The following is a 24,531-nucleotide window of genomic DNA, read 5'->3' on the forward strand; positions in this document are numbered from 1 at the left end:
TCCTTGCTCTCCGTTAGGGGGGATTTCAGGGCCAGCGACGGAAGATCAACGAGGTGTTGACCCCGCCGAAGGCGAAGTTGTTGTTCATCACATGTTCGTGGTTCATCGCACGGAACTCGCCGCGCAGGTAATCCAGCTCGCCGCAGCGCGGATCGACGTGATCGAGGTTGAGGGTGGGCACGTAGCGGTCGCTGTTCATCATCTCGATGCTGAACCACGACTCCAGCGCGCCACAGGCGCCCAGGGTGTGGCCAAGGAAGCTCTTCTGCGAGCTGATCGGCATGCGTGGGCCGAACAGGCTGCTGGTGGCCTGGGTTTCGGCGATGTCGCCCTGTTCGGTGGCGGTGCCGTGACCGTTGACGTAGCCAATCGCCTCGGGAGCCAGCCCCGCGTCCTCCAGGGCCAGCTCCATGGCCCGGCGCATGGTGGCCTGCTCCGGGCGAGTGGTGTGCTGGCCGTCGGCATTGCTGCCAAAACCGACGATCTCGGCGTGGATCCGGGCGCCACGGGCCAGGGCGTGCTCCAGTTCCTCGAGCACCAGCATGCCACCACCTTCGCCGATCACCAGGCCATCGCGGTCGATGTCGTAGGGGCGCGGGCTCAGGTGCGGGGTGTCGTTCTTCAGGCTGGTGGCGTACAGCGCGTCGAATACCATGGCTTCGGTGGGGCACAGCTCCTCGGCGCCACCGGCGAGCATCATCGGCAGGCGCCCGAACTTGATCGCCTCGTAGGCGTAGCCGATGCCCTGGCTGCCGCTGGTGCAGGCGCTGGAGGTGGGGATCAGGCGCCCGGTGAGGCCGAAGAAGATGCTGATGTTGGCCGCCGTGGTGTGGGGCATCATGCGCACGTAGGAGTTGGCGTTCAGACCGTCGGCCACCGAGTTGAGCAGCATGTTGCCGAAGGCCTTGATCTCGTCGGTGCTGCCGGTGGACGAGCCGCAGGCCACGCCCATGCGGCCGTCGCGGATGCTCGGGTCGTCGAGCAGGCCGGCGTCGGCCAAGGCGCGCTCGGCGGCGGCGACCGCCAGGCGCGATACCCGGCCCATGCTGCGCAGCTGCTTGCGGGTCCAGTGGCCGGGCACCTGGAAGTCATCGATGGGGCCGGCCAGGCGGGTGTTGAGTTCCTCGAAGCGGTCCCACTCGTCCATGCGGCGGATGCCGCTGCGGCGCTGGGCGAAATACCCGGCAATGGTGCCCCAGTCATTGCCCAGGGCGGTGAGGCCGGCCATGCCGGTGACGACGACGCGGCGCATCAGCACAGCCCTCCGTTGACCGCCAGCACCTGGCGGGTGATGTAGGCCGCCTCGGGCGACATGAGGAAATTCACCGCGCCGGCCACTTCTTCCGCCGTGCCCATGCGGCCTGCGGGGATCATCTTCAGCAACTCGTCCACCGGCACGTGCTCGTCGAGCATGGCGGTGTCGATCAGCCCCGGGGCCACGCAGTTGACGGTGATGCGGCGCTTGCCCAGCTCGATCGCCAGGGCCTTGGCGGCACCGATCAGGCCGGCCTTGGAGGCGCTGTAGTTGACCTGGCCGCGGTTACCGATCAGCCCGGACACCGAGGTGACGCAAACGATGCGACCCGGCGCGCGGCGGCGGATCATCGGCATCGTCAGCGGGTGCAGGACGTTGTAGAAGCCGTCCAGGTTGGTGCGCATGACCTGATCCCAATCGTCCTCGGTCAGGGCCGGGAAGGCGCCGTCGCGGGTCAGGCCGGCATTGCACACCACGCCGTAGTAGGCGCCGTGGGTCTCCACGTCGGCTTCCAGGATGGCCTTGCAGGCCGCGCGGTCGGCGACATCGAACTGCAGCACCCGTGCCTGCCGGCCCAGCGCCTGGACTTCGGTGGCGACAGCGTCGGCCTCGGCGCGGCCGCTGCGGCAGTGCAGGACCAGGTCGAAACCGGCGTGTGCCAGGCGCAGGGCAATGGCCCGGCCGATGCCACGGCTGGAGCCGGTGACCAGGATGGTGTCAGTCATGGGGGGACTCCTCAGGGCCCGCCTCGGCCAGGTAACTGGCCACTTGCGGCGGGCGGTAGACATTCAGGCGAGCGCTGGCGTGGATGCCGGGGCCGCGCAGGTGGCATTCGAACACGCCCATGCCGTTGTCGTCTTCCAGCGAGCGCAGTGCGTGGATGTGCAACTCGGCGCCGGCCGGGAACTGCTCGACATCACATTCGAACTTGCGGGTGCCGAGCAGGAAGCCCAGCTCCACAGGCTGGCCCAGGCGGCGCGCGCGGCAGCCGGCGTAGGCGGCCACGCTCTGGGCCATCAGCTCCAGGCCCAGCCACGCCGGCAGGCTGCCGTCGGCGCGGTTGAACAGGCCGCCGGGGCGCACGGTGGTACGGGTGTGGATCTGCTCATCGTCGCAGCTGTCGACCTGATCGATCAGGATCATGTCGCCGGCGTGGGGCAGCAGTTCGGCCAAAGGCCAGGCAATCATGGGGTGTCTCCGAGAATCAGGCTCACGTTGTTGCCACCGAAGGCGAACGAGTTGCTCATCAGGCGGCGCGGGCGGCCCTGGGGCAGGCGATGGCTGCTGTCGGCCAGGGCCAGGTTCGCCAATTGCGGGTCGCGCTGGCCGTCCCACACATGGGGGGGCAGCCTGCCGTCCGGGTTGTGTTCGCTCAGGGCCAGCCAGCAGAAGGCCGCTTCCAGCGCGCCGGCCGCACCCAGGGTGTGGCCGGTCATGGGCTTGCTCGACGAGCAGGGCGTGCCGGCGCCGAACAAGGCATGCACGGCCAGGCTTTCCATGGCGTCGTTGTGCTGGGTGGCGGTGCCGTGCAGGTTCAGGTAGTCGATCTGCGCCGCATCCAGGCCGGCATTGTCCAGGGCCTTGGCCATGGCGTGCAAGGCGCCCTTGCCGGTGGGGTCGGGTGCCGAGATGTGGTGGGCGTCGGAACTGGCACCGGCACCCAGCAGGGCGATGGACGGGCCCTGTGCCGGGCGTGTGCGGGTCATGACGAACAGCGCGGCGCCTTCGCCGATGTTGATGCCGTCGCGGTTCACCGAGAACGGGTTGCAGCGTTGTTCGCTGACCGCGTCCAGGGCGCTGAAACCGTTGAGGGTCAGCCCGCACAGGCTGTCGACGCCGCCGCACAGCACCGCGTCGCACAGGCCCAGGTCGAGCAGCCGGCGCGCGCTCAGCAGCGCCCGGCCGCTGGAGGTGCAGGCGGTGGAGATCACGTAGGCCGGGCCGCTGAGCTGCAACCAGTCGGCCAGGAACTCGGCGGGGGCGCTCAGTGCTTGCTGGTCGTAGCGGTAGCTGTCGGGCAGCGCCCCTTCACGCAGGTAATGGGCGATGCCGACGCTGGCCTCGGCGATGCCCGAAGTGCTGGTGCCCAGCACCACGGCGACCCGCTGCGGGCCGAATTCGGCGATCACCTGGCGGATTGCCGGTTCGATCTGCAAGGCCGCGCAGTACAGCAACTGGTTGTTGCGGCTGTGCTGCTCTGGCAGCGGCACGGCAGGCAGCTCGCCGTTCACCGCGCCCACGGGCGGGCGGCGCTCCGGCACCCAGCCATCCTGGGGTTGCATGCCGGAGCAGTCACCGGCGAACAGGCGCGCGGCCACCTGGGCCTGGCCGCGACCGAGGGCGCAGACCAGGCCCAGGGCGTTGAGGTAGGCAGTCATGGCGTGCTCTCGCTGGGCAATGGGCTGACTTCATAGCGCAGGCCCTGGCCCAGGTTCAAGGTGAAACGGTCGCTGGCCCGATAGTTGACCTGCCAGCGGTCGCCCAGCCAGCGTTGTTGGCCGTGCTGGCGCGCCTGTGGGTACAGGCGCTGTACTTGCTCGGAGGGCGTCAGGGCGAACAGCACGGCGGCGAACAGTTCGCGCGCTGCCGGGTTGGGTGGCAGCAGGCCGTCGGCCTGCCAGCGCGTCCCCTCGAGCAGTTGGCGGGCCTGGGGGATACCCAGCAGGTCGAGCAGCGACCAGCGCAGGCGATGGTCTTCGCTTTGGATCACCAGCAGCCAATCCTGGCGTTGACCGTCCTGCTCACGCTGCACATGCAACTGGCGCGGCAGCGTCAGTGTGGGCAGTGTCTCGGGCAGCGGCGGGTGCGCGGCACAGGCGCCGAGCAACAGGCACAAGCACAGCGCCAGCAGGTGTTTCATGGCCGCTCCAGGGGTTTGCGCGCCACCACGTTGACCAGGGTTTCCTCGCGCTGGCCAACCGGTGGCGGCTTGCGCAGTCCAAGGCGTTCGAGCAGGCCGAAGTCCTTCGAGCGGCTCCACCACAAGTAAGGGTAGGACACGTTGCGCTCAGCGAACTCGAAGCCTTGGCCACGCAGCATCTGCAGGTAGCCTTCGGCGCTCTTCTGTACGTGCATGGGGTGGCGGAACAGCCAGCGGATCACCCAGGTGTCGATGTAGGCCTCGGTGGACTCGGCGAACAGCAGGTAGCCGCCCGGCTTGAGCACTCGGTGGAATTCGGCCAGGGCTTTCTCCTGCTCCACCAGGTGGTGGAAGGTCTGGTGGCAGAACACGATGTCGACGCTGGCATCAGGGAACTGCAATGCGGCGCAGTCGCTGCCGCGCAACTCCACCTCGACACCCAGGCGCTGGGCCTCGGCGGCGCTCAGCGCCAGGCTGTGCGGGTCGGCGTCGGTGCCCAGCAGGCGCGAGGGGGCGAACACCTGCATCAGGTGTTTGAACGACTTGCCCTGGCCGCAGCCGGCATCGAGCAGCACCGGCGCTTGCGGCGGCTCGCCGTCGAACAGCCGGCGCAGGTCGTTGATCGCCACGCGCAGCACATGGTGCTGCCAGGTGTGGCTGCGCAGGAACCAGAAGCCGATGCGGGTCTCTTCGACGTAGGTGTCGCTCAGGTAGGTTTGCTGGCTCATGCCGGCGTCCTCGCGCACAGCTCGGCGAGGGTGCGCAGGCGGCGCTTGGGCTCGGCGACGAACGGGTTGCGCAGGTCCCAGGCGTAGCCGGCCAGGATTGAGCTGATCATGGCGCGGATTTCCGGCGAGCTGCCAGGGTGGTAGATCACGTCCTGGAAGCTGCCGTCGTACCAGCCTTCGACATAGGCACGGAAGGTATCGACGCCACGCTTGAGCGGCGTGGCGAATTCGGCCTGCCAGTCCACCGCCTCGCCTTGCAACTGGCGGTGCAGCAGGTTGGCAGCCATGCTCGCCGAGCGCATGGCGATGGTCACGCCCGAGGAAAATACCGGGTCGAGGAATTCGGCGGCGTTGCCCAGCAGGGCGAAGCCTGGGCCATGCAAGGTGCTGACGTTGGCCGAGTAGCCACCGATGGTGCGTGCCGGGGTGTCCCAGACGGCGTTGGCCAGCACCTTGGCCAGGCTCGGGGTCTGGGCCACGAAGTGCTTGAGGCAGGCGTCCAGGTCGGTTGGTGCCTCGGCGAAGCGCTCGGCGGCGGCGACCACGCCGAGGGAGGTACGGCCATTGCTGAACGGGATGGTCCAGAACCAGATGTCACGGTGTTCGGGGTGGGTGGTGATGAGGATTTTTTCGCGGTCGAAGCCGGGGTGGTCGATGCGGTCCTCGATGTGGGTGAACACTGCCTGGCGCACCGGGAAGTTCGACGGTGCTTCCAGTTCCAGCAGACGTGGCAGCACGCGGCCGTAGCCGCTGGCGTCGAGCACGAAGGCGCATTCCACTTCGTATTCGTCACCCTGGGGGCGGCGGGCCCGCACGCGCGGGCAGTCACCGGCCATGTCGACGCTGACGATCTCGTGCTCGTAGCGGATCTCCACACCTTGGGCTTGCGCCTGGTCGGCGAGCAACTGGTCGAACTGCGCACGCTGCACCTGGAAGGTGCTCGGTTTGCCCTGGGAGAAGGTCAGGCCGAAGTCGAACGCGCTGTATTCCTCGCCCCAGGCGAAGGCGGCGCCGTTCTTGTGCTGGAAGCCGGCGGCCTGCACCGCTTCGAGCATCCCGGCCTCTTCGATGAAGTCCAGGCAGTGGGACAGCAGGCTCTCGCCGATGGAGAAGCGCGGAAAGCGCTGGCGCTCCAACACCAGGACGTCGTGGCCCTTGCGCTTGAGCAGGGCGGCGGCGATGGCGCCGGAAGGCCCGGCGCCGATCACCAGTACCTGGCGTTGTTGCAGTTCACAGTTCGGCATGAGGGCTCCTTGCCGTCGGGGCGGTATTCAGGGGAATCCGGTGCAGGCCGGCCAATGCCGGCATCAGGGTGGCAACCAGGCTCATCAGCATCAGGGCGAAGTACAGCGCCGGGCCGATCAGCCCTTGTTGCAGCAGCAGGTTGAGGAAGACGATTTCGCTCAGGCCACGGATGTTCAGCAGCAGGCTTTCGCGCCACTTGCTCGCGCCGCTGAACGACGGGGTGGCCCAGCACAGGCCCAGCCAGTTGCCCAGCAGCTTGCTGGCGATCGGCAGGGCCAGCAGGGCGGCCAGTTGCAGCGCATCGAAGCCTTGCAGGGCGTGGTGCACGTCGATCTGCACCACGCCGTAGGTGAGGATCAACGGCACCGCCACGCCCTGTTGCAGGCGGCGGTTCCAGGCGGCCGACAGCGGCAGGCGCACGGAGACCTTGAGCCAGGCCAGGCAGGCCAGGTAGCCGATGCCGAAGACCAAGGCGTTGAGCCGGTAGTGTTCGGCGGCGAACAGCAATACCAGGAACAAGGCGCCGTACACTTTGGGCGCCCGCAGGCCGGCGAAGTGCAACGGCACGGGCAGGGCCGCGGCCAGCAGCGGCCAGGCCAGGCTGCCCGGTTGCAGGCTGCCCTGGCCAAGGCCCAGCAGCAGCCAGCAGGCCAGGTCGATGAGGATCGCAGCCTGCAGCAGGCGCCGGCTGGCTGCGGGAGGATAGGCTATGGCGCGCAGGTACAGGTACAGCACCGGGATCGCGGTGATGGCGAACACCAGGCCCAGGGCCAGCGCGGTGAGGCCGCCCTGGTCCAGCAGCCACAGCGCGCAGGCCAGGCCGCAGGCGAAGGGCACCAGGAAGCTGGGCAAGGCAAGTTTCAGCGCCTGGCGGTCGACGCGCAGCTCGGCGACGTCGGCGAGGATGTGCCCCAGCAGCAGGGCGAAGCTGCAACCGTAGAGCGTCTTCAACCAACTTGGCGCGACCAGCGCGGCACCCTCGAGCTGCCAGTGCGGCTCGACCCACAGCAGCATCAGCAGTGGCAGCCCCAGGGTCGCCAGCAGCAGCTGGCTGACGATCGGGATCAGCCCCACGCGCTTGCCAAGCGCGCAGGCCAGCGCGAACAGCAGCAGGGCCAGGGCCCAGAACAACACGGTCATGATCAGTTGTGCGCTCCTTCGCGCGACGCGGCCCAAGGGGCCAGGATGAAGCTCATTGCCAGGCCCAGGCTCACCGCCAGGCCGAAGTTGCTCACCGCCGGGGTGCTCGACAGGGCCAGCAGCCCGAACGACAACCAGGTGGTCAGTGCCGCCAGCAGGGTGCCCAGCAGGCTTACCGCCTCGCCGCCGACGCGCTCGTGCATGAGGATCGCGTAGTCGACGCCGATGGCGGTCACCAGCAGCAGGCCGAACAGGCTGAACAATGTCAGCGGTTGGCCGAGCCAACCCAGCAGGGCCAGGCTGCACAGCGCGGCAAGCAGGGGCAGGGCGACGATGCGCAAGGCACCGCGCAGGCCGAACGGCAGCACCAGCAGCACCAGGATCAGCGCGCACGACAGCAGTTTGAGCTCGGCGGCGCTGACCTGGGTGGCGGCGAACAGCTGGTTCAACTCACCCAGCCGGTCCACCAGTTGCACGCCGGGCAGGCCATCGGCCTGCAGGCGCAGCAAGGCGGTGTCGTTGAGCCCCTGAAGGCTGACGGCGGCGGCCACGCCCTGGTCCACCTGGCCCAGCCACAAGGGGCGCCAGGGTTCGCCCAAGGGGCCGGCGAGGACATCGTCGATGGACTGGATCGGCAGTTGGTGCAATTGCTTGAGCTCGGCCTGCAGCGCGGCTTCCGGCACGCCCTGGGCCAGCAGTGGTTGCCAGTGTTCGGGCAGCCGCTCCAGGGCCTGGAGCGTGCGCGCTTGCTCGGTTGGGCTGGCAACCAGGCGGTCGAGGGACAGGTAGCCCTTGAGCTTGCCCAGGTCGACCAGCTCGTCGAGCTTTTCCGACAGCGCCTGCAGGCGCTCCAGCAGTTGCTGCGGGTCGGCGCCGCGCACCAGGTAGAACTGGCTGGTGGGCTGGTAACCGGTGATGCGGGCCACGGCCTGGGCCTCTTCCAGCAGGTGGGGCGGGCTGCCGACCCACTGGCGCACGTCGTTGCGGCTGTCCAGGCGCCACAGCCCGGCGGCGCAGAACAGCACCAGCAGGGCCAGCAGCGCGGCGCTGGGGACACGGCGCAGCAGGCCGGCGCGCAGTTCGGTCAGCCATTGCGCGACCCGCAGCGGCCACTGGGCCGGGCGCAGCTCGACGCCACCCAGCAAGGCCGGCAGCAGGCACACGGCGCTGAGGTAGGCGCCGACCAGGCCTGCGGCCGAGAACGCGGCGATCTGGGTCAGCGCCGGGAACGGCGTGAAGGCCAGGGCCAGGTAGCCGATGCAACTGGTCGCCAGGCTCAGGCTCAACCCCGGCAGCGTGAGGCGCACGGCCGGCCAGCTGCGCCAGGGTTGCAGGCTCCAGCTCTTGGACAGGTAGTGCAGCGGGTAGTCCACGGCCACACCGATCAGGCTGGAGCCGAGCACCAGGGTCATCACGTGCATCTGCCCGAACAGCGCCACGCACACCACCGAGCCGAACAGCATGCCCACCAGCACCGGCACGAAGGCCAGCAGCACGCGCCAGCGGCGGAAGGCCAGCAGCAACAGCAGCAGGATGCCCACGGTGGCGCCGCCGCCGACCCAGGTGATCTCGCGGCTGGCCTGTTGCTGGCCGGCCGCGGCGTACAGCAGGCCGCTGGCCGCCAGCAGCTGGGCACCCTGCTGGCCGGCTTCGTTGCGGGCGCGGGCCAGCAGGTCGGCCACCTGCAAGGGCAGGTGCATGTCGAAGGCGTTGCCCAGGGTGCGGGCGCGCAGCAGCACCCACTGCTGGCCGTCGGCCTCGGCCACCAGCGCACCGCTGGCGGTGTCCAGTTGCACGTTGACCGGCTTGGGTTGGCTCTGCTGGATACGGCCGGTCAGGCCAAGCCAGTCATCCTGGCTTGCCACCAGGCTGAAGCCGGCAAAGGGGTCGAACAGGCTTTGCAGGCGTTGTTCGACAAAGGCGTCGGGTTGCTCGGCCAGCCATTGGCGGTCGTGGCCCGAGAGCATTGCCAGGCGACCTTGCAGCAGTTGGTTGCGCAGGGCTTGCAGGTCGGTCTGCACACTCCACTGCACTTTCTCGAACAGGCCGCTGGCCTGCCACTGCCCGGCCAGGCGCTCGGCCAGGGCGACGGCCTGTTCGCGCTGGGGATGGCCGACCAGCACCAGCAGCTCGCGGTTGAGCGGCTCCTGCATGCGCTGCTCGGCTTGCTTGACCAGCGGGTCCTGGGTGGCGCCGGGCACCAGGGTCATCAGGTCGGCCGACAGCGGCGCGCCCCGATGCCATTGCCAGCCAGCCACGGCGAGCATGATCAGCAGCAGGCCCGCGAACAGGCGCGGCAACAGGCGTTCAGTTGGCAAAATCGCTGCGCTCCGCGTCGCTGAGGGCGCTGGCGCCTTGGCTCTCGGGCATGCGCAGCACGGTGCTGTCGCCTTGGGTCTCGCTCAGTTCGATGCGCTCGACGTAACGCCCGCCGGCGATGTCGATGCGGGTGAACACTTGCTTGAGCAGCAGCGAACGCGGGGTCAGGCGCAGTTGCCAGTGCGTGGCGTCGCCCGACAGCGCCAGGTCGAAGTCGCGTTGCAGGCCGCTGCTGTCGCCTTGCAGCACGGCGAAGAACAGGCGGTTCTGCTCGGCGCCGGCACTGCGTGCGGGGAGCGTCTGCCAGCCGCTGGGGTCGCGGCGGGCGATGCCCTGGGCGTCGATGCGGTAGTCCTGGCGCAGCGGGGTTTGCAGCAACCAGAGCAGGCCGTGGTCGCGGGCCAGGACGAAACGGCCCTTGCTGGTCAGTGGCTGGGGCAAGGCGCGCAGGTGTTTTTCCTGGATGAACGGGCCGCTGACCACGGTAGGTTCGCTGAGCTGCTTTTGCAGATCGTCGAGGGTGAAGGCGAGGGCCAGGGGGCTGGCGAGCAGCAGGGCGATAGTTATCAGCGCCCTGAGGGACCGTGCGGCGCTCATGGCAGCACCTTGGCGACGGCGTCGAGCATCGCCTGGGGGGAGGCCAGCTGCATTTCTCCGCTTTCGATGTGCACGGCAACCTGCACGGTGCTGGCGCGGGTCATGCGCTCGCCGGTGGTGGCATCACTGATCAGGTAGTGGATCTTCAAGCGGTTCTCCCACTCCACCAGGCTGGCACGCACAGTCAGGCGCTGGCCGAAGGTGGCGCCGCGGATGTAGCGCAGCTGCAGGTCGATTACCGGCCAGGCATAGCCGCTGGCCTGCATCCGCAGGTAGTCGTGCTCCAGGCGGTCTAGCAGCGCGCAGCGGGCGACTTCCAGGTACTTCACATAGTGGCCGTGCCAGACGATGTGCATGCTGTCGACGTCGAAGAACGGCACGACGATCTCGCTGTCGACGTGGAACACCCCGGGGTTACGCATGTAGCCTCCAGTGGCGCTGGCCGATACGGGCCAGGCACAGGCGCAGGTCGTGCTCGAGGGCTCGATCCTCGGTGACCGGCGCGAAGTCCTCCAGCAGCGCCGCGTGCATCTGTGCCAGGGCTGGCGGCAGGGCGTGCGCGTCGGCCAGGCGCTGGCGCAGCCAGACGCCCTGGTTGGCGGCCAGCAGGGTGGCGGCGGCGACTTGCTCGGTCAGCTCCAGCACGCGCAGGGCGTCGCGGGCGGCGATGGTGCCCATGCTCACCTTGTCCTGGTTGTGGCACTCGGTGGAGCGGGAGAACACGCTGGCCGGCATGGTCTGCTTGAGCGCCTCGGCGGTCCAGGCGCTGGCGCCGATCTGCACGGCCTTGAAGCCGTGGTTGAGCATGGCGCGCTCAGCCTCGGCGCCCGAGAGATTGCTCGGCAGGCCATGGTTGTAGCGCACGTCCACCAGCAGCGCGAGCTGGCGGTCGAGCAAGTCGGCGACGTTGGCCACCAGGTTCTTCAGGCTGTCCATGGCGAAGGCGATGTGCCCGCCATAGAAGTGCCCGCCATGCAGCACGCGCTCGGCGTCGCCGTCGATGATCGGGTTGTCGTTGGCGCTGTTGAGTTCGGTTTCGATGAACCCGCGTAGCCAGCCCAGGCTGTCGGCCAGCACGCCCAGCACGTGGGGCGCGCAACGCAGTGAGTAGCGGTCCTGCAGGCGGTGCAGCGGTGGCAGTGGGGCGTCGATGGCCAGGTCCTGGCGCAGCCAGGCAGCGACTTGGGTCTGGCCGGGGTGCGGCTTGGCGGCGAACAGGCGCTCGTCGAAGTGCTCGGGGTTGCCCTGCAGGGCGATGACATTGAGCGCGGTGATGCGCGTGGCCAGCTTGAGCAGGTAGTCGGCGCGGGCGAAGGCCAGGCAGGCCAGGCCGGTCATCACCGCGGTGCCGTTCATCAGCGCCAGGGCTTCCTTGGGGCGCAGCACCAGGGGCTGCCAGCCCAGTTCGCGATGCACGTCGGCGCTGGTGCGCCGCTCGCCGTTGTACATGACCTCGCGCTCGCCCGACAACGCCGCCGCCACGTACGACAGCGGCGTCAGGTCGCCGCTGGCGCCGACCGAGCCCTCCTCGGGGATCAGCGGCAGGATGTCGTGCTCGATGAAGGCCTGCAGGCGTTCCAGCAGTTCCAGGCGCACGCCGGACACACCATGGCTCAGCGAGCGCAGGCGTGCCGCCAGCACGGCGCGGGTGGCCGGGGCGTCGAGCAACCTGCCCAGGCCGCAGCCGTGGAAGGTGTAGAGGTGGCGCGGCAGGGCCTCGACGTGCTCCAGCGGCACGGCCACCACGCAGGAGTCGCCGTAGCCGGTGGTCACGCCATAGATCACCCCTTCCTTGTCCAGCAAGGTGTCGAGGAAGCGCGCGCCACGGGCGATGCGCTCGCGGTAGGCGGCGTCGGCCTGCAGGCGCGACGGGGCGCGGCGCTCGGCCACGGCCAGGACGTCTTCGATCGCCAGCGGCGCTTCGCCGAAGGTTACAGGCTCATGCGGATGCATCGTCATCGGTCTTCCAGAAGGGGTAGAAATTGAACCATTGCAGCGGTGCCTGGGCGCAGTAGTGGCCCAGGCGTTCGGCGTAGCGGGCGGCCCACTCGGCGATCACCGCCTCACGCTGGCCACGGCGCCATTGCAGGCGTTCGACGAACGGCTCGAGGGTGACTTGGTAACGGCCCTGTTGCTTGAGGCAGAACAGCAGGTTGAGCGGGCAGCCCAGCAGCCCGGCCAGCAGCCACGGCCCCTGAGGGAATGCAGCCGGGTGGCCGAGAAAATCCACCTCTACGGTGCGCCCGCCGTGCAGCGGCACGCGGTCGCCGGCAATTGCCAGCCACTCGCCGCGCTCCAAGCGCTCGGACAGTTGCAGCATCACTGCCGGGTCCAGCTCGCTGACCTGGATCAGCCGCAGGTGGCTGGCCCCGGCTTCGCCCAGCAAGCGGTTGAAGTGTTCGGCATGGCGGGTATGCACCAGCACGTTCATGGTCACTTTTTCGCCGATCTCGGCCAGGGCCCGGCACACTTCCAGGTTGCCCAGGTGAGCGCCCACCAGCATCTGGCCGCGCTCGCCACGCAACTGCTGGCGCAGGTTGGCCGGGTCGACGATGTCGATCTGCGAAAGCGCCAGCCGGCCGTTCCACACGTCGAGCTTGTCCAGCAGGGCTTCGGCGAAGGCCATGAACTGGCGGAACACACGCCACTGGCCGGGGGCCTGGACCTGGCCGTTGCTCCAGCGGTGCAGGCGCTGCTGGTACTGCCAGGCGCTGCGCCGGGCGCAGCCACCGAAGATGAAGAAGTAGGCGACGATCAGGTGGATCAGCGGGCTGAGCACGCGTCGCCCGAGCAGTCGGGCGAGCGTGGCGGTGAGCTTCATCAGCCAGAAGCTGCCGCGCTCCTGGTGCTCGGCCCAGTGTGGCGGGCGCTCGTTCATCCGCGCCACCTGCGCCAGAGTATCAGCGGGGCGCGCAGGAGCATGCCGAAGAACAGCTTGGCGTGCATCTTCGAGATCAGCGCGTTGTCGTGGAACAGACGGAAATGCGACAGGCCGTCCTGGGGGTAGTGGACCTTGGTCGGCAGCCAGCGCATCGGCTGATTGCGCCACGACAGGCGCACCAGGATCTCCGGGTCGAAATCCATGCGCCGGCCGAGGTCGACGCTGTCGATCATCGCCAGGGTCGCAGGCAGCGGGTAGACGCGAAAGCCGCACATCGAATCCGGGATACGCAGCGACAGGCTGTTGATCCACACCCACACGTGGGTCAGGTAGCGGGCATACAGCCGGCCCTTGGGCACGCTGGCGTCGTACTGTGGATAACCACACACCAGGGCCTGCGGATAAGCCTGCGACTGCTCCAGGAAACGACTGACATCGGCCAGGTCGTGCTGGCCGTCGGCGTCCACCTGCAGGGCGTGGCTGAAGCCCAGCCGCGCGGCTTCGCGCAGGCCGGCCATCACCGCGCCGCCCTTGCCCTGGTTGACCGCCAGGGTGACCAGGTGAACGTCGTCGCGTTCGGCCAGTTGGCCTAGCACCTGGGCGCAAGGGGCATGGCTGGCGTCATCGACCAGCACACAGGGCAGGCCGGCGCGCAGCAGGTCGTCGACCACCTGGGGCACCGCCTGCTCGTGGTTGTACACCGGGATCACCGCGCAGGGCTTATGCATGGGCGGCCTCCAGCACGATGCGGCCGCTGGAGCAGGGCTGCCCGGCGCAGGTGTAGGCGAAGTAGAGCTTGCCGCGTGTTGCGTCGAAGCGCAGGGTCAGCAGCAGTTCGTCGCCGGGGCGCACCAGTTGCTGGAACTTGAGCACTTCCATGCCGGCGAAGCGTTGGGCCCGTTGCAGGTGCGAGGCCGCCAGGGCGATCGCCCAGTCGAGCTGGACCACGCCCGGCAGCACCGGTGTTTGCGGGAAGTGCCCGGAGAAGCAGGCCAGGTCCAGGGGGACGGCCAGACGCAGGTGCAGTTCCTCGCCCTCTTGCCGGTGCTCAAGCACGTCCGGCGCCATGCTGCGTGGGGCCAGCAGCAACCCCTGCAGCTCGGCTTGGGGCAGCTTGCCTTGGGTGTTGAGCGGCAACTGGCGCACCAGGCGCCAGCGCCGTGGCAGGGCCAGCGCCTCGCAGTGGCCGGCCAGGTGCTGGCGCAGCCCATCGATCACGGCGCGGCGGCCCTGGTTGCGCAGGGCGTGCAAGCCAGCCGGGGTCAGGGCTACCAGGGCGCCGAGGTAGGCGCGGCCTTCCTCGATCATCCCCAGGCGCGCTTCGGCGACCCAGGCATGGGCGCACAGGGCCTGTTCGAGCATGGGCAGCGAGATGCGTTTTTCTTCGAGCTTGACGATGCGGTCCAGCCGGCCAAGCAGGCGCAAGCGTCCGTCGGCGCTGAACTCGGCGGCATCGGCGCTCTGCTCGACGTGCCCGGCGGGCAGGTAGGGCGAAGCGATGCGCAGGGCGCCGTGTTCATCCTGGCTCAAGCGCACGTCGGCGAACGGTTGCCACAGGGGTTGGCCCTGGCGCCAGGCGATGCCACCGGTCTCCGAACTGCCGAGAATCTCGGTCGGCCATTGGCCCAGACGCTGATGCAGGCGTTCGGCGGCGATAGACGGCAGTTCGCCGCCTGAGGAAAACACCCGACGTACCGGGCGCAGGGCCGGCCAGTCGAGGTTGTCGCCCATGCGCTTGAGCAGCGCTGGGCTGGCCACCCAGGCGAACGCCGCGTGCTCGCGGCTGGCGCGCTGCAGGTCCTCGGGGAACGGCAGTTGGCGGCGCTCGAAGCCGCGCCCGGCGCACAGTGGCCAGAGCACGCGGAACAGCAGGCCGTAGATGTGCTGGGTGGCGACGCTACCGATGATCCAGGCGTTGCCCAGGTCCTGGCCCCAGAGCTGTTCCAGGGCATTCACTTCGTTAGCCAGCTGGCGCAGTTGCTTGTCGATGCGCTTGGGCTCGCCGCTGGAACCGGAGGTGCACAGGCTGATGCGGCAGGTGTCGAGGTCGAGGTCGGCGGGGGCGAGCGCTTCGCCCTGCAGGCCGTCGAGCTGCTCGTCAGTGGTCAGCCACAGGTCGACCTGGGTATGCCAACGCTCACGGGTGGCGGGCTGCAGGTCGGCGGGCAGCAGGGCTTCGACACCGGCGCGCCAGGCGCCCAGCAAGGCGATGGCCAGCGACGCGGCATCTTCGAGGTGCACGGCCAGGCGGCGTACCCCGCGCTGGCGCAGGCCGCCGGCCAGGCGCAAGGCCTGCCGGCACAGCTCGGCGTGGTCCAGGGCCGGCGCGTGGGTCACCTGGCGCGGCGCGTCCAGCGGGCGCAGCAGGTGTTCGAGGTTGATCCAGTTCATGAGCGTCCTCGCACACGTTGTCTAATCAGCCATTCGATGGCGAACAGCAGGCCCATCGCGGCATAGGCGATCAGGCCGTTGTACAGGGTCCACCAGGCCAGCGGCGCCCACAGGGTGAGGCTCGCGGCGATCACGCCGTTGCCCAGGAAGAACAGGCACCACACCTGGGTCACGCGGCGGGTGTAACGCACGGCGTGGGGCGGCAGCTCGGGGTCGCGCAGGCGCGCCAGGCGTTCGGCCACCGGCATGCCACGCAGCAGGCTGGCGCCGAACAGGGCCAGCATGAAGGTGCTGATCAGCACCGGGTACCAGCGCAGCAGCTGCGGGCTGTCGGACAGCCCCAGCAGGGCGCAGAACGCCAGGGCCGCCAGCGCCATCCACAGATTACCCGGGCGGCGCGGCGTGCTCAGGGCGCGGGCCAGCCACAGGCCACCGAGCAGCAGGCCGAATTGCCAGGGGGCGAAATGGGCCATGCCGAAATGCACCGCGAAGGGGTACAGCAGCCCGGCCAGCAACAGGCCGAGGCCGATCAGGCGCTTCATGCCGCCGGGTTGACCAGGCGGTGCACCGCCTCAACCACGTCATTGACGGTGCGTACCGACTTGAAGTCGTCGGCGGCGATCTTCTTGCCGGTCTGGCGCTTGATGTGGTCGATCAGGTCGACGGCGTCGATGCTGTCGATTTCCAGGTCCTGGTACAGGTTGGCGTCCAGGGTCACGCGCTCGGGTGCCAGTTCGAACAGCTCGACCAGGGCGTCGCGCAGGATGTTGAAGATGTCTTCACGGGTTTGCATGGTGCGGTCTCAGGCTGCCTGACGTGCGGTGACGAACGCCGCCAGGGTGGCGACGTTGGCGAAATGGTTGCGGGTGTCCTTGGCGTCGGCGTCGATCTTGATGCCGTAGCGCTTCTGGATCGCCAGGCCGAGCTCGAGGGCGTCTACCGAGTCCAGGCCCAGGCCTTCGCCGAACAGGGTCTGCTGGTCGTCGATGTCCTGCACGCTGATGTCTTCCAGACCCAGGGCGTCGATGATCAGTTGCTTGAGGTCATGGTGCAGGTGTTGCTGTGCATCGCTCATCGGCGGCGAGCTCCTTTATGTAGTGCTGGTGCAGAAAATCGTTGAGGCGGCGCGACGCGATCGGCGCCGGGCCCATGGCGGCGTAGGCCTGGGGGTCGATATCGGCACCGACGCGCAGGCTGAAGTGCACGCGGCGGCAGGGTATGCGGTACCAGGGCTCGTGCTTGGTCAGGGTGGTAGGGCTGACGCGGATGGTCACCGGTGTGATGATCTTCGCACCCCGCAGGGCGATGGCCGCGGCGCCGCGATGAAAGGCGGGGGCCTGGCCGGGCGCGGTGCGCGTGCCCTCGGGGAAGATGATCAGTGGCTGGCCTTGCTGCAGCGCGGCGACGGCGTTGTCGAGCATGTCCATGCTGCCGTCGTTGCCGATGTACTGGGCCTCGTTCACCGGGCCGCGGGTGAACGGGTTGGTGAACAGGCTGTGCTTGACCACACAGTTGGCCTGGCGCACCAGGCCGATGAGGAACACCACGTCGATCAGCGACGGATGGTTGGCGATGATCATCTGCCCAGGCCGGCCCAGGCGCTCGGCGCCTTCGACTTCGTAGGTGAGCACGCCGGCAGCGTGCATGAAGCGAATGAAGCGCCAGAACAGCCAACCGATGGTGCGCCGGGCGCGCTGGCGGTGGCGCGCGACGTCACCCGGCAGGCAGGCGAGCAGGGGGAACACCAGTAGACGCAGGCACAGGCCGCCCAGGCCGAACAGGCCGAAGCTCAGGGCGGTGGCCAGCAGGCGCCAGTGATAGGCGTCCCGGGGGCGCTCTATGGCTGTCGTTGCCAGTTCCATGTGCGACGGTTCCAGGTGTGGGTAAAGGAGGGGGTGTTGCCCAGCGAGGCTTTCAACCAGTTCAGGGCGTGAGGCAGCGGGGGGCGCGGCGCGTCCGGTGGGCAGTGGTGGCTTAGTGCTATCCCCCATTGTCGCCCAGCCGTGAGGCGTAAAGCCAGCGCATAGGCGAAGGGCACGTCGTCGATCCAGGGGCCGTACACCGGTGGCGGCAGTTCCTCGGCGATGATCAGCAGCACTGCCGGGGCGCCTTCGTGCAACAGGCCAGCGGCTTCGAGCAGGCCTTGCTCGAAACCGTCGCCGGCCGCGGCCAGGGCGGTCGCCTCGCAGGTTTCGCCGCGCAGGATCGACCACAGGCCGATCACGGCGTTATGCACCGACAGGCTGAACTGGGTGGGCGAAAGTGGCTGCTGGTCGGCCAGGTCGCTGAGGATCGAGAAGGTGCGGGGTGTTTCACCGTGGCGCGAGACGAACACCAGCGGCATCGGTGCGCAGCCCTCGGCCAGCGGCCAGCCCACGGCGAACGCCATGCGCGCCAGCTGGCTGAGGCGACGACGCTGCATGGCGGGCAGGAACGACACGTCCGGCACCTGCGCTTCGGCAGCGGGGCGTGCGCCGGTGGCGGCCCAGGATTGCCAGTCGGCGGGCGTCTGCAGGCCGGGGGCCCAGGCGCGCCATTGGCTGATATCAAAGGTGATCACGGTGCTTGTTACTTCCCGCTCTGTGGGACTTCCTTGCCTTGGGAATGACTCGGAACACAGACCTTGCAGGGTGGCGCTTTGCCGAGTGGCGCGCATTATCCCGGTGACGGAGGTGTGTAGCAATTAGTCGTTACATTCTTGCCAGTAAGACATTGCAATCTCGAAGAAGTATCGAGTTGGATGTTCCGGGTAGGCAAATTCCGACAGCTGGTCAGGCACAGGTTGTCGGTCGCACGTGCTGCAACTTGAGCGAAGAGTGCTGGCCATTACCGGTGCAGCGCCACATACTCGGGCATTCGTTGGTACACGGAGGTCTGTCATGCGGCGCGTGGTGTTCAATCAGAAAGGTGGCGTGGGCAAGTCGAGCATTGCCTGCAATCTGGCGGCGGTGAGTGCCAGCGAAGGCTACCGAACCCTACTGATCGACCTGGATGCCCAGGCCAACTCGACCCAGTACCTGACCGGCCTGACCGGCGACGACATTCCCATGGGCATCGCCGACTTCTTCAAACAGTCGCTGTCCAGCGGGCCGTTCGCCAAGAAGAACAAGGTCGATATCTATGAAACCCCCTTCGACAACCTGCATGTGGTCACCGCCACGGCGGAGCTGGCCGACCTGCAGCCCAAGCTCGAGGCCAAACACAAGATCAACAAGCTGCGCAAACTACTGGACGAACTGGACGAGGACTACGATCGTATCTACATCGACACGCCGCCGGCCCTGAATTTTTATGCAGTTTCCGCGTTGATCGCCGCTGATCGCGTGTTGATTCCCTTTGATTGCGACAGTTTCTCGCGCCAGGCGCTGTACGGCCTGCTGGCCGAGATCGACGAGCTGAAGGACGATCACAACGAAGAGCTGGTGGTCGAGGGCATCGTGGTCAACCAGTTCCAGTCACGCGCCAGCCTGCCGCAGCAGATGCTCGATGAGCTGCTGGCCGAAGGGTTGCCGGTGCTGCCGGTGTACCTCGGCAGCTCGGTGAAGATGCGCGAGTCCCACCACGCCAGCCTGCCGCTGATCCATCTTGAGCCACGGCACAAGCTGACCCAGCAGTTCGTCGAATTGCATGACCTGCTCGAGCGCAGCGCCTAGACGCCCTGGGCGCGCAACCATTCCAACAGCGACTGGAGCGGGAAGGCGCCGGCCTGGCGTGCCACTTCGCGGCCATTTCTGAACAGGATCAGGCTGGGGATCGAGCGGATGCCCAACTGCCCGGCGAGGTTGCGATTGGCCTCGCTGTCGAGCTTGGCCAGGCGGCAGCGGCCGGCCAGCTGGCGCGCAGCCTGTTCGAAGGTCGGGGCGAAGCTCTTGCAAGGGCCGCACCACTCGGCCCAGACATCCAGCAGCAACGGCAGGTCGCCCTTGATCTGGGCGGCGTAGGTGTTTTCGGTCAGTTCGAAGGGGCGGGCGAGCAGCACTGCCTGCTTGCAGCGGCCGCATTTCGGATCGTCGCCCAAGCGCTCGGCGGGCAGACGGTTGAGGCCGTTGCAGTGGGGGCAGGGGATTACCAGGGGTTCGGACATGAGGGCTCCAGTTGATTTGGGCGTGTGGCCCGTTCGCCGGCAAGCCGGCTCCTACGGGGAATTGTAGGAGCCGGCTTGCCGGCGAACCGGGGTTGCAAATTCATGAAGAGCAACTGATCTCCAGATGCTTGCCCCACTCCGGCGGTCGCTCGGCATAGGCCTGCATCCCAGGCTGTTCCTCGAACGGTTTGCTCAGCACCTGGTGCAGGCGCCGTACCTCACTGTAATCACCCGCTTCGGCCGCCTCGATGGCTTTCTGCGCTAGATAGTTGCGCAGCACATACAGCGGGTTGACCGCCTGCATTCGCTCGCGCCGGCCCTCGGCATTGCCGGGCTCGCGTTCGCAACGGGCCAGGTACTCGGCGCCCCAGGCGTCGAAACCGGCCAGGTCGATGAAATCATCGCGCACCACCTTCAGTGCCTCAGCCACCGGTCGCTCACCCAGCTTGCGGAAGAACAGCGTGTAGTCCACGCCGCCGCTCTGCATGCGCTGCAGCAGGCGCTCCACCAGCACCATGTCGTCGTCTTCGGCCGTGGTCAGGCCCAGGCGACGGCGCATCAGGTCCAGGTAGTGCGCCTGGTACAGCGGTAGGAACAAGCCCAGCGCTTCTTTCAGTGGCTCGACCTCGATCACCGTGGTCAGGGCCTGGGCCAGGGCGCTCAGGTTCCAGTGGGCGATCGGCACTTGGTTGGCGTAGCTGTAGCGGCCCCGGTCGTCGGAGTGGTTGCAGATGAAGTTGGCGTCGAAATCGTCGAGGAAGGCGTACGGGCCGAAGTCGAAGGTGATGCCGAGGATCGACATGTTGTCGGTGTTCATCACCCCATGGCAGAAGCCATAGGCCTGCCAGCGGGCGATCAGTTCGGCGTTGCGCTCGACGATGGTGCGGAACATCGCCAGGTAGGGCTGTTCGGCTTCTCGGCACTGGGGGAAGTGCTGTTCGAGCACATGGTCGATCAGCACGCGCTGCTGTTCCGGCTGCTGGGTGTAGTAGAAGTACTCGAAGTGGCCGAAGCGTACATGGCTGTGGGCCAGGCGCAGCAGCATGGCGGCGGTTTCGCGGGTTTCGCGCCACACCGTGGCGCTGGAGCCGATCACGCACAGCGCGCGGCTGCTGGGGATGCCCAGGGCGTGCAGGGCTTCGGAGGCGAGAAATTCGCGGATCGACGAACGCAGCACGGCGCGGCCGTCACCCATGCGCGAGTACGGGGTCTGGCCGGCGCCCTTGAGGTGCAGGTCCCAGTGCTCGCCGGCGTCGTTGCGCACCTCGCCCAGCAGCAGGCCGCGGCCGTCGCCCAGGCGCGGGTTGTAGGAGCCGAACTGGTGGCCGGAGTAGACCATGGCGCGCGGGTCGGCCTGCTCCCAGAGCTTGTGGCCGCTGAACAGCTCGGCGAACACCGGCAGGTCGGCCTGGGCCGGGTCGAGGTCGAGCAGGGCCATGGCCGCTTCGCTGGCCACGACCAGGCGCGGGTCGGCGATCGGGTCGGGCAGGACCTGGGTGGAGAAGGCGTCGCCGAGGCGGGCGAAGCGGTTGTCGAAGACGAGTTGGTCGAGGGACTTCACGGGGCCTGCTCCTGGGTGGCGTTGCCATGGGGGCCGCTGTGCGGCCCTTCGCCGGCAAGCCGGCTCCTACAGGTGGGCGGTGTAGGAGCCGGCTTGCCGGCGAACGAGGGCAAAGCCCTCGCAGCGAATGTGCACAGGATAAAGTATTCGGGCGTTCTCAGGCCGACGCCGTGCCATCTGGCTTGGGTTGTTCCATCGGGATCAGCTGTTGCTTGCCGCCCTTCTGGTCCATCAGGAACACCTCCACCTGGCGTACCGAGATCTTGATGTCGTGCACCTTGAACTCGCGGTTGATGTAGCGGTTCAACTCGTCCAGGGTCGGGTTGCGGTCGCCCAGGTCGCGCACGTGCATGCGCAACTCGTGGTCCAGCGAGCTCTCGCCGAAGTTGAGGAAGTACACGATCGGCTCGGGGTCCTTCAGCACCCGTGGGTTCTCGTGGGCACCCTTGAGCAGGATGTCGCGCACCAGGTCCAGGTCCGAGCCGTAGTCGATCCCCAGCTTGAGCGTCACCCGGGTGACCGTGTCGGTCAGCGACCAGTTGATCAGTTGGCCGGTGATGAAGGTCTTGTTGGGGACGATGATGTCCTTGCGGTCGAAGTCGGTGATGGTGGTGGCGCGAATGCGGATCTTGCTCACCGTGCCGGACAGGTTGCCGATGGTGATGGTGTCGCCGATGCGCACCGGGCGCTCGAACAGGATCATGATGCCGGAGATGAAGTTGGCGAAGATCTCCTGCATGCCGAAGCCCAGGCCCACCGACAGTGCCGCCACCAGCCACTGCAGCTTGTCCCAGCTCACCCCGAGGGTCGACAGGGTGCTGACGATACCAACGCCGACAATGGTGTACGACAGCAGCGTGGTGGTGGCGTAGGCGCTGCCCTGGGCCAGGTTCAGGCGCGACAGCACCAGCACCTCCAGCAGGCCCGGCAGGTTGCCGGCCAGGGCGAAGGTAATACCGACGATCACCAGCGCGCCAAGCAGGTCGCCGAGGCTGATCGGCACCATGCTGGCGGCGGCGCCGGTGCCACTGGTGTATTCGTAAAGGGTGAAGTTGTTGAGGTAGGAGAACACGCTGATCAGGTCCGCCCACACCCAGTACAGGCCGGCAATGAAGCCACCCAGCAGGGCCAGGCGGATCAGGCGCAGGGACTGTTGGTTGACCTGCTCGATGTCCAGGGTCGGTTCTTCGGTCACCACTTCGCCGTCCAGCCCTTCCTTGGCCGCCTGCCGCTTGCTCAGGGCGCGCTGGTAGGCCAGGCGCCGCGCCGCCACTGACAGGCCGCGCACGAACGCGGCCTCGATCACCAGCCAGAACAGCAGCAGGTAGAGGGTGTAGATCAGCCGGTCGGTGAGCTTGAGGGCGGTGTAGTAGTAGCCGAAGCACACCGCCACGAACAGGGCGATGGGCAGGGCGGTGAAGGCCACCCCGACCGCCTTGCGGAACAGCGAGGTGTTGCGGTGCGCGGGGCTGCTCAACAGCAGGCGGCTGAGCAGCCAGGCCATCAGCGCATAGCAGGTCAGCACCACGCCGATGCCCAGCACGTCGTCGGCCAGTGCCGATGGCTGGTGCTCGGCTACCGCCACCACGCCCACCAGGGCCAGCACCACGGTGCCCAGCCGGCGCACCCAGCCGCGCAGGAACTCGACCTGGGGCTTGTGCCAGCGGAAGTGGATCTCCGCCACGCCGCCGGGGGCGAGGATGCGGTAGGCGGTGTAGAACACCAGCCAGGCTTGGGCGATCTGCCACAGCGCGGCGCCCAGGTTGGCGTTCTGGCCGCGGGCGTCGATTTGCAGCGCATAGCTGCCCAGGGCCAGGGCCAGGGCCACCGGCATGGCCAGGAGGATGTTGATCAGGATTGCCTGGGGCGTGTGCCACTGGCTGTCGCGCTTGAAGTGGCCGATGTCCTGGTGAACCTTGCCCAGGCGCTGGTACAGGTACTTGCGCTTCCACAGCAGCGCGCCGATCACCAGCAGCAGCGGCAGGAACAGCAACGGGCGCTGGCTCAGGCCATCGCCCAGCTCCTTGACCCCCGAGCCCCAGGGCAGGCTGGCGACCTGCTCGGTCAGGCGCTCGGGCACGTAGCGCAGCCACTCCCAGTCCAGCGGCTTGTTGCTGGGGATCCAGAACATCTGCTCTTCGAGGGTGGTGCGCAGGTTCTGCGCGGTGCCCAGCAGCTGCTTCTGGTTCAGTTGCAGGGTGATCGATTCGTTGAGCAGCGCCGAGAGCTCGCGGTTCAGGCGTTCGAGCAGGTCCGCGCGGGTGATCGCCACTTCCAGCAAGGCCTTGCGCAGCTGCGGGGTGACGTCCTCCTGGGGCTGGCTGGCCAGCAGCCGGTCCACGTAACTGGAGGGGCTGCTCATCTGCTCGCGCTGCTGGTTGATCTCGAACTGGTACAGGCGGATGTCGGCGATCTGGTCGGCCAGGTCGCGGTCGACCTTCAGGTGCGGCAGGGCCTGCTTTTGCTTGTAGAGGATCTTCGACAGCAGCAGGCTGCCCTTGAGTACGTTGATTTGCTCGTCGAGGGCCTGGTCGGCCTGGGTGAGGCTGTCGAGTTGCTGCTTGGTGCGCAGGTTCTGTTGCGTGAGTTCGTTGAGACGGTCGGTGCTCTTGAGCAGGTAGTCGGACAGCTTGAGGTTGGCCGAGCTTTCGTTGGCCAGCAGTGTGCTGCCACCGGCTTTCTGCGCTTCGATCGACTGCTGGGTGACGGCCTGCTGGGACTGGGCCAGGCGCTTGTCGTTGATCAACGTCTGCAGGTCCTGGATTTCCTGCTCCAGGCGGGCGGCACGTTCGATCAGCAGGTCATGCTGGGCGTTGCCCAGGTCTTGCAGCAGGCTGTTGCCGGCCAGTTCCTGGCGGCGCAGCAGGGTGAGGGCGTTGAGCGAGGCGAGCTCGGCGTTGAGCTGGTTGCGCTGGTCGGTGTTGAGGGGCTTGCCGTTGTCCTTGCCGGCCTTGAGCGCATTGTTGATCTGCTGGGCGCGGGTCTGGTTGTTGCTGATTTCGGCCTGGGCCCGCTCGGGCCGCGTCTGCGAGTTGATGATCAGGCTGTTGGCTTCGGACAGCGCCTTCTGCAACTCGCCTTGTTGCGTGCTGCGCTCGCTGAGCATCTGCTCCAGTTGCGGCACACCAAGGTTGGCGTAGCGCTGGGCCACGGGCGGCGCCTTGCTATCCTTGAGCTTGGTCAGTTCGCGCTGGCTGTCGCGGGTCTGCTGCGGAGCATCGGCCAGTTGCTGCTTGAGAGCGGCCAGCTTCTTGTCGCTGTCGTCCTTGCTGGCGAGCAGGGCGAGGGTTTGCTCCAGCACCTGCTGCAAGGCCTTCTGCTCCGCTTCGGGCAGCTTGCGCTCGGCGATCTTGTCGAGGCTGTTCTGGATGCTGGCGGTGGTCGGGGTCTCGGCGGCCGTGGCGGCGAACGAGAGGGCGAAGCACAACCCGATCAGGGCTGTGCGCAAATACACGCGCAGGGACATAGGC

The 24,531-nt window shown here is 67.7% G+C and carries 24 protein-coding genes; 1 reads left to right on the forward strand and 23 read right to left on the reverse strand.

What is annotated here, in order from left to right; genetic code table 11:
- Positions 1-25: 25 nt before the first annotated feature.
- Genes IM733_RS21005 through IM733_RS21100 form a run of 20 tightly spaced genes read right to left on the reverse strand, consistent with a single transcriptional unit; the run spans position 26 to position 17,976 of the window.
- A complete protein-coding gene (locus IM733_RS21005) occupies positions 26-1,252 on the reverse strand; it encodes a beta-ketoacyl-ACP synthase (protein WP_248918327.1) in 1,227 nt (408 codons plus the stop codon).
- A complete protein-coding gene (gene fabG, locus IM733_RS21010; protein ID WP_248918328.1) occupies positions 1,252-1,980 on the reverse strand; it encodes a 3-oxoacyl-ACP reductase FabG in 729 nt (242 codons plus the stop codon). Before fabG ends, IM733_RS21005 begins: the two co-directional genes overlap by 1 nt.
- Positions 1,973-2,443, reverse strand: a complete 471-nt coding sequence (locus IM733_RS21015) for a hotdog family protein (RefSeq protein ID WP_248918329.1) — start codon at positions 2,441-2,443, stop codon at positions 1,973-1,975. Before IM733_RS21015 ends, fabG begins: the two co-directional genes overlap by 8 nt.
- Complete coding sequence (locus IM733_RS21020; protein WP_248918330.1) at positions 2,440-3,633, reverse strand: beta-ketoacyl-[acyl-carrier-protein] synthase family protein; 1,194 nt, start codon at positions 3,631-3,633, stop codon at positions 2,440-2,442. The genes IM733_RS21015 and IM733_RS21020 overlap by 4 nt, the downstream gene beginning before the upstream one ends.
- Positions 3,630-4,115, reverse strand: coding sequence for a hypothetical protein (locus tag IM733_RS21025; RefSeq protein WP_248918331.1), 486 nt, complete (start codon positions 4,113-4,115; stop codon positions 3,630-3,632). The genes IM733_RS21020 and IM733_RS21025 overlap by 4 nt, the downstream gene beginning before the upstream one ends.
- Complete coding sequence (locus tag IM733_RS21030) at positions 4,112-4,843, reverse strand: class I SAM-dependent methyltransferase (protein ID WP_248918332.1); 732 nt, start codon at positions 4,841-4,843, stop codon at positions 4,112-4,114. Before IM733_RS21030 ends, IM733_RS21025 begins: the two co-directional genes overlap by 4 nt.
- Positions 4,840-6,087, reverse strand: coding sequence for an NAD(P)/FAD-dependent oxidoreductase (locus IM733_RS21035; RefSeq protein WP_248918333.1), 1,248 nt, complete (start codon positions 6,085-6,087; stop codon positions 4,840-4,842). The genes IM733_RS21030 and IM733_RS21035 overlap by 4 nt, the downstream gene beginning before the upstream one ends.
- Positions 6,074-7,228: a sodium:proton antiporter gene (locus IM733_RS21040; protein ID WP_432760380.1), complete on the reverse strand. Its 1,155-nt coding sequence runs from the start codon at positions 7,226-7,228 to the stop codon at positions 6,074-6,076. The genes IM733_RS21035 and IM733_RS21040 overlap by 14 nt, the downstream gene beginning before the upstream one ends.
- Positions 7,229-7,230: 2 nt before the next feature.
- The gene (locus IM733_RS21045; protein ID WP_248918334.1) at positions 7,231-9,546 is read right to left on the reverse strand and encodes an MMPL family transporter; all 2,316 of its coding nucleotides are present in this window, start codon (positions 9,544-9,546) and stop codon (positions 7,231-7,233) included.
- On the reverse strand, positions 9,536-10,144 hold the full coding sequence (locus IM733_RS21050; protein ID WP_248918335.1) for an outer membrane lipoprotein carrier protein LolA: 609 nt from the start codon (positions 10,142-10,144) through the stop codon (positions 9,536-9,538). The genes IM733_RS21045 and IM733_RS21050 overlap by 11 nt, the downstream gene beginning before the upstream one ends.
- Entirely contained in the window at positions 10,141-10,566 is a 426-nt protein-coding gene (locus IM733_RS21055; protein WP_213659243.1) for an acyl-CoA thioesterase, read from the reverse strand. Before IM733_RS21055 ends, IM733_RS21050 begins: the two co-directional genes overlap by 4 nt.
- On the reverse strand, positions 10,559-12,103 hold the full coding sequence (locus IM733_RS21060; protein ID WP_248918336.1) for an HAL/PAL/TAL family ammonia-lyase: 1,545 nt from the start codon (positions 12,101-12,103) through the stop codon (positions 10,559-10,561). The genes IM733_RS21055 and IM733_RS21060 overlap by 8 nt, the downstream gene beginning before the upstream one ends.
- Entirely contained in the window at positions 12,084-13,022 is a 939-nt protein-coding gene (locus IM733_RS21065; protein WP_248918337.1) for a glycosyl transferase, read from the reverse strand. Before IM733_RS21065 ends, IM733_RS21060 begins: the two co-directional genes overlap by 20 nt.
- Positions 13,019-13,753: a glycosyltransferase family 2 protein gene (locus IM733_RS21070; RefSeq protein ID WP_248918338.1), complete on the reverse strand. Its 735-nt coding sequence runs from the start codon at positions 13,751-13,753 to the stop codon at positions 13,019-13,021. Before IM733_RS21070 ends, IM733_RS21065 begins: the two co-directional genes overlap by 4 nt.
- Entirely contained in the window at positions 13,746-15,416 is a 1,671-nt protein-coding gene (locus tag IM733_RS21075; RefSeq protein ID WP_248918339.1) for an AMP-binding protein, read from the reverse strand. The genes IM733_RS21070 and IM733_RS21075 overlap by 8 nt, the downstream gene beginning before the upstream one ends.
- The gene (locus IM733_RS21080) at positions 15,413-15,958 is read right to left on the reverse strand and encodes a hypothetical protein (protein ID WP_248918340.1); all 546 of its coding nucleotides are present in this window, start codon (positions 15,956-15,958) and stop codon (positions 15,413-15,415) included. The genes IM733_RS21075 and IM733_RS21080 overlap by 4 nt, the downstream gene beginning before the upstream one ends.
- Positions 15,955-16,209 carry an acyl carrier protein gene (locus IM733_RS21085; RefSeq protein ID WP_248918341.1) on the reverse strand — a complete coding sequence of 85 codons (255 nt, stop codon included), beginning with the start codon at positions 16,207-16,209 and terminating at the stop codon, positions 15,955-15,957. The genes IM733_RS21080 and IM733_RS21085 overlap by 4 nt, the downstream gene beginning before the upstream one ends.
- Before the next feature lie 9 nt (positions 16,210-16,218).
- Positions 16,219-16,491, reverse strand: a complete 273-nt coding sequence (locus IM733_RS21090) for a phosphopantetheine-binding protein (protein ID WP_011531782.1) — start codon at positions 16,489-16,491, stop codon at positions 16,219-16,221.
- Positions 16,460-17,278, reverse strand: coding sequence for a lysophospholipid acyltransferase family protein (locus tag IM733_RS21095; protein WP_248918342.1), 819 nt, complete (start codon positions 17,276-17,278; stop codon positions 16,460-16,462). Before IM733_RS21095 ends, IM733_RS21090 begins: the two co-directional genes overlap by 32 nt.
- On the reverse strand, positions 17,254-17,976 hold the full coding sequence (locus IM733_RS21100; RefSeq protein ID WP_248918343.1) for a beta-ketoacyl synthase chain length factor: 723 nt from the start codon (positions 17,974-17,976) through the stop codon (positions 17,254-17,256). The genes IM733_RS21095 and IM733_RS21100 overlap by 25 nt, the downstream gene beginning before the upstream one ends.
- Positions 17,977-18,295: 319 nt before the next feature.
- Between IM733_RS21100 and IM733_RS21105 the strand changes: the two genes are divergently transcribed.
- Entirely contained in the window at positions 18,296-19,069 is a 774-nt protein-coding gene (locus IM733_RS21105; protein WP_248918344.1) for a ParA family protein, read from the forward strand.
- Here the strand turns inward: IM733_RS21105 and trxC are convergent.
- The 3 genes from trxC to mscK form a co-directional block, all read right to left on the reverse strand.
- Positions 19,066-19,500, reverse strand: coding sequence for a thioredoxin TrxC (gene trxC, locus IM733_RS21110; protein ID WP_248918345.1), 435 nt, complete (start codon positions 19,498-19,500; stop codon positions 19,066-19,068). The genes IM733_RS21105 and trxC overlap by 4 nt on opposite strands.
- A 100-nt stretch (positions 19,501-19,600) precedes the next feature.
- Positions 19,601-21,061 (reverse strand): protein adenylyltransferase SelO, encoded by a 1,461-nt coding sequence (selO, locus tag IM733_RS21115; protein ID WP_248918346.1) that lies wholly within the window; start codon positions 21,059-21,061, stop codon positions 19,601-19,603.
- Between the two features lie 157 nt (positions 21,062-21,218).
- The gene (mscK, locus tag IM733_RS21120; protein WP_248918347.1) at positions 21,219-24,527 is read right to left on the reverse strand and encodes a mechanosensitive channel MscK; all 3,309 of its coding nucleotides are present in this window, start codon (positions 24,525-24,527) and stop codon (positions 21,219-21,221) included.
- Between the last annotated feature and the right edge of the window lie 4 nt (positions 24,528-24,531).

It is taken from the genome of Pseudomonas entomophila (genome assembly GCF_023277925.1).
GTDB lineage: Bacteria > Pseudomonadota > Gammaproteobacteria > Pseudomonadales > Pseudomonadaceae > Aquipseudomonas > Aquipseudomonas entomophila_D.

Bases quoted from the DNA above. Each gene is read 5' to 3' on its own strand.
- IM733_RS21005 (WP_248918327.1), bottom strand. From the start codon at position 1,252: ATGCGCCGCGTCGTCGTCACCGGCATGGCCGGCCTCACCGCCCTGGGC.
- fabG (WP_248918328.1), bottom strand. From the start codon at position 1,980: ATGACTGACACCATCCTGGTCACCGGCTCCAGCCGTGGCATCGGCCGG.
- IM733_RS21015 (WP_248918329.1), bottom strand. From the start codon at position 2,443: ATGATTGCCTGGCCTTTGGCCGAACTGCTGCCCCACGCCGGCGACATG.
- IM733_RS21020 (WP_248918330.1), bottom strand. From the start codon at position 3,633: ATGACTGCCTACCTCAACGCCCTGGGCCTGGTCTGCGCCCTCGGTCGC.
- IM733_RS21025 (WP_248918331.1), bottom strand. From the start codon at position 4,115: ATGAAACACCTGCTGGCGCTGTGCTTGTGCCTGTTGCTCGGCGCCTGT.
- IM733_RS21030 (WP_248918332.1), bottom strand. From the start codon at position 4,843: ATGAGCCAGCAAACCTACCTGAGCGACACCTACGTCGAAGAGACCCGC.
- IM733_RS21035 (WP_248918333.1), bottom strand. From the start codon at position 6,087: ATGCCGAACTGTGAACTGCAACAACGCCAGGTACTGGTGATCGGCGCC.
- IM733_RS21040 (WP_432760380.1), bottom strand. From the start codon at position 7,228: ATGACCGTGTTGTTCTGGGCCCTGGCCCTGCTGCTGTTCGCGCTGGCC.
- IM733_RS21050 (WP_248918335.1), bottom strand. From the start codon at position 10,144: ATGAGCGCCGCACGGTCCCTCAGGGCGCTGATAACTATCGCCCTGCTG.
- IM733_RS21055 (WP_213659243.1), bottom strand. From the start codon at position 10,566: ATGCGTAACCCCGGGGTGTTCCACGTCGACAGCGAGATCGTCGTGCCG.
- IM733_RS21060 (WP_248918336.1), bottom strand. From the start codon at position 12,103: ATGACGATGCATCCGCATGAGCCTGTAACCTTCGGCGAAGCGCCGCTG.
- IM733_RS21065 (WP_248918337.1), bottom strand. From the start codon at position 13,022: ATGAACGAGCGCCCGCCACACTGGGCCGAGCACCAGGAGCGCGGCAGC.
- IM733_RS21070 (WP_248918338.1), bottom strand. From the start codon at position 13,753: ATGCATAAGCCCTGCGCGGTGATCCCGGTGTACAACCACGAGCAGGCG.
- IM733_RS21075 (WP_248918339.1), bottom strand. From the start codon at position 15,416: ATGAACTGGATCAACCTCGAACACCTGCTGCGCCCGCTGGACGCGCCG.
- IM733_RS21080 (WP_248918340.1), bottom strand. From the start codon at position 15,958: ATGAAGCGCCTGATCGGCCTCGGCCTGTTGCTGGCCGGGCTGCTGTAC.
- IM733_RS21085 (WP_248918341.1), bottom strand. From the start codon at position 16,209: ATGCAAACCCGTGAAGACATCTTCAACATCCTGCGCGACGCCCTGGTC.
- IM733_RS21090 (WP_011531782.1), bottom strand. From the start codon at position 16,491: ATGAGCGATGCACAGCAACACCTGCACCATGACCTCAAGCAACTGATC.
- IM733_RS21095 (WP_248918342.1), bottom strand. From the start codon at position 17,278: ATGGAACTGGCAACGACAGCCATAGAGCGCCCCCGGGACGCCTATCAC.
- IM733_RS21105 (WP_248918344.1), top strand. From the start codon at position 18,296: ATGCGGCGCGTGGTGTTCAATCAGAAAGGTGGCGTGGGCAAGTCGAGC.
- trxC (WP_248918345.1), bottom strand. From the start codon at position 19,500: ATGTCCGAACCCCTGGTAATCCCCTGCCCCCACTGCAACGGCCTCAAC.
- mscK (WP_248918347.1), bottom strand. From the start codon at position 24,527: ATGTCCCTGCGCGTGTATTTGCGCACAGCCCTGATCGGGTTGTGCTTC.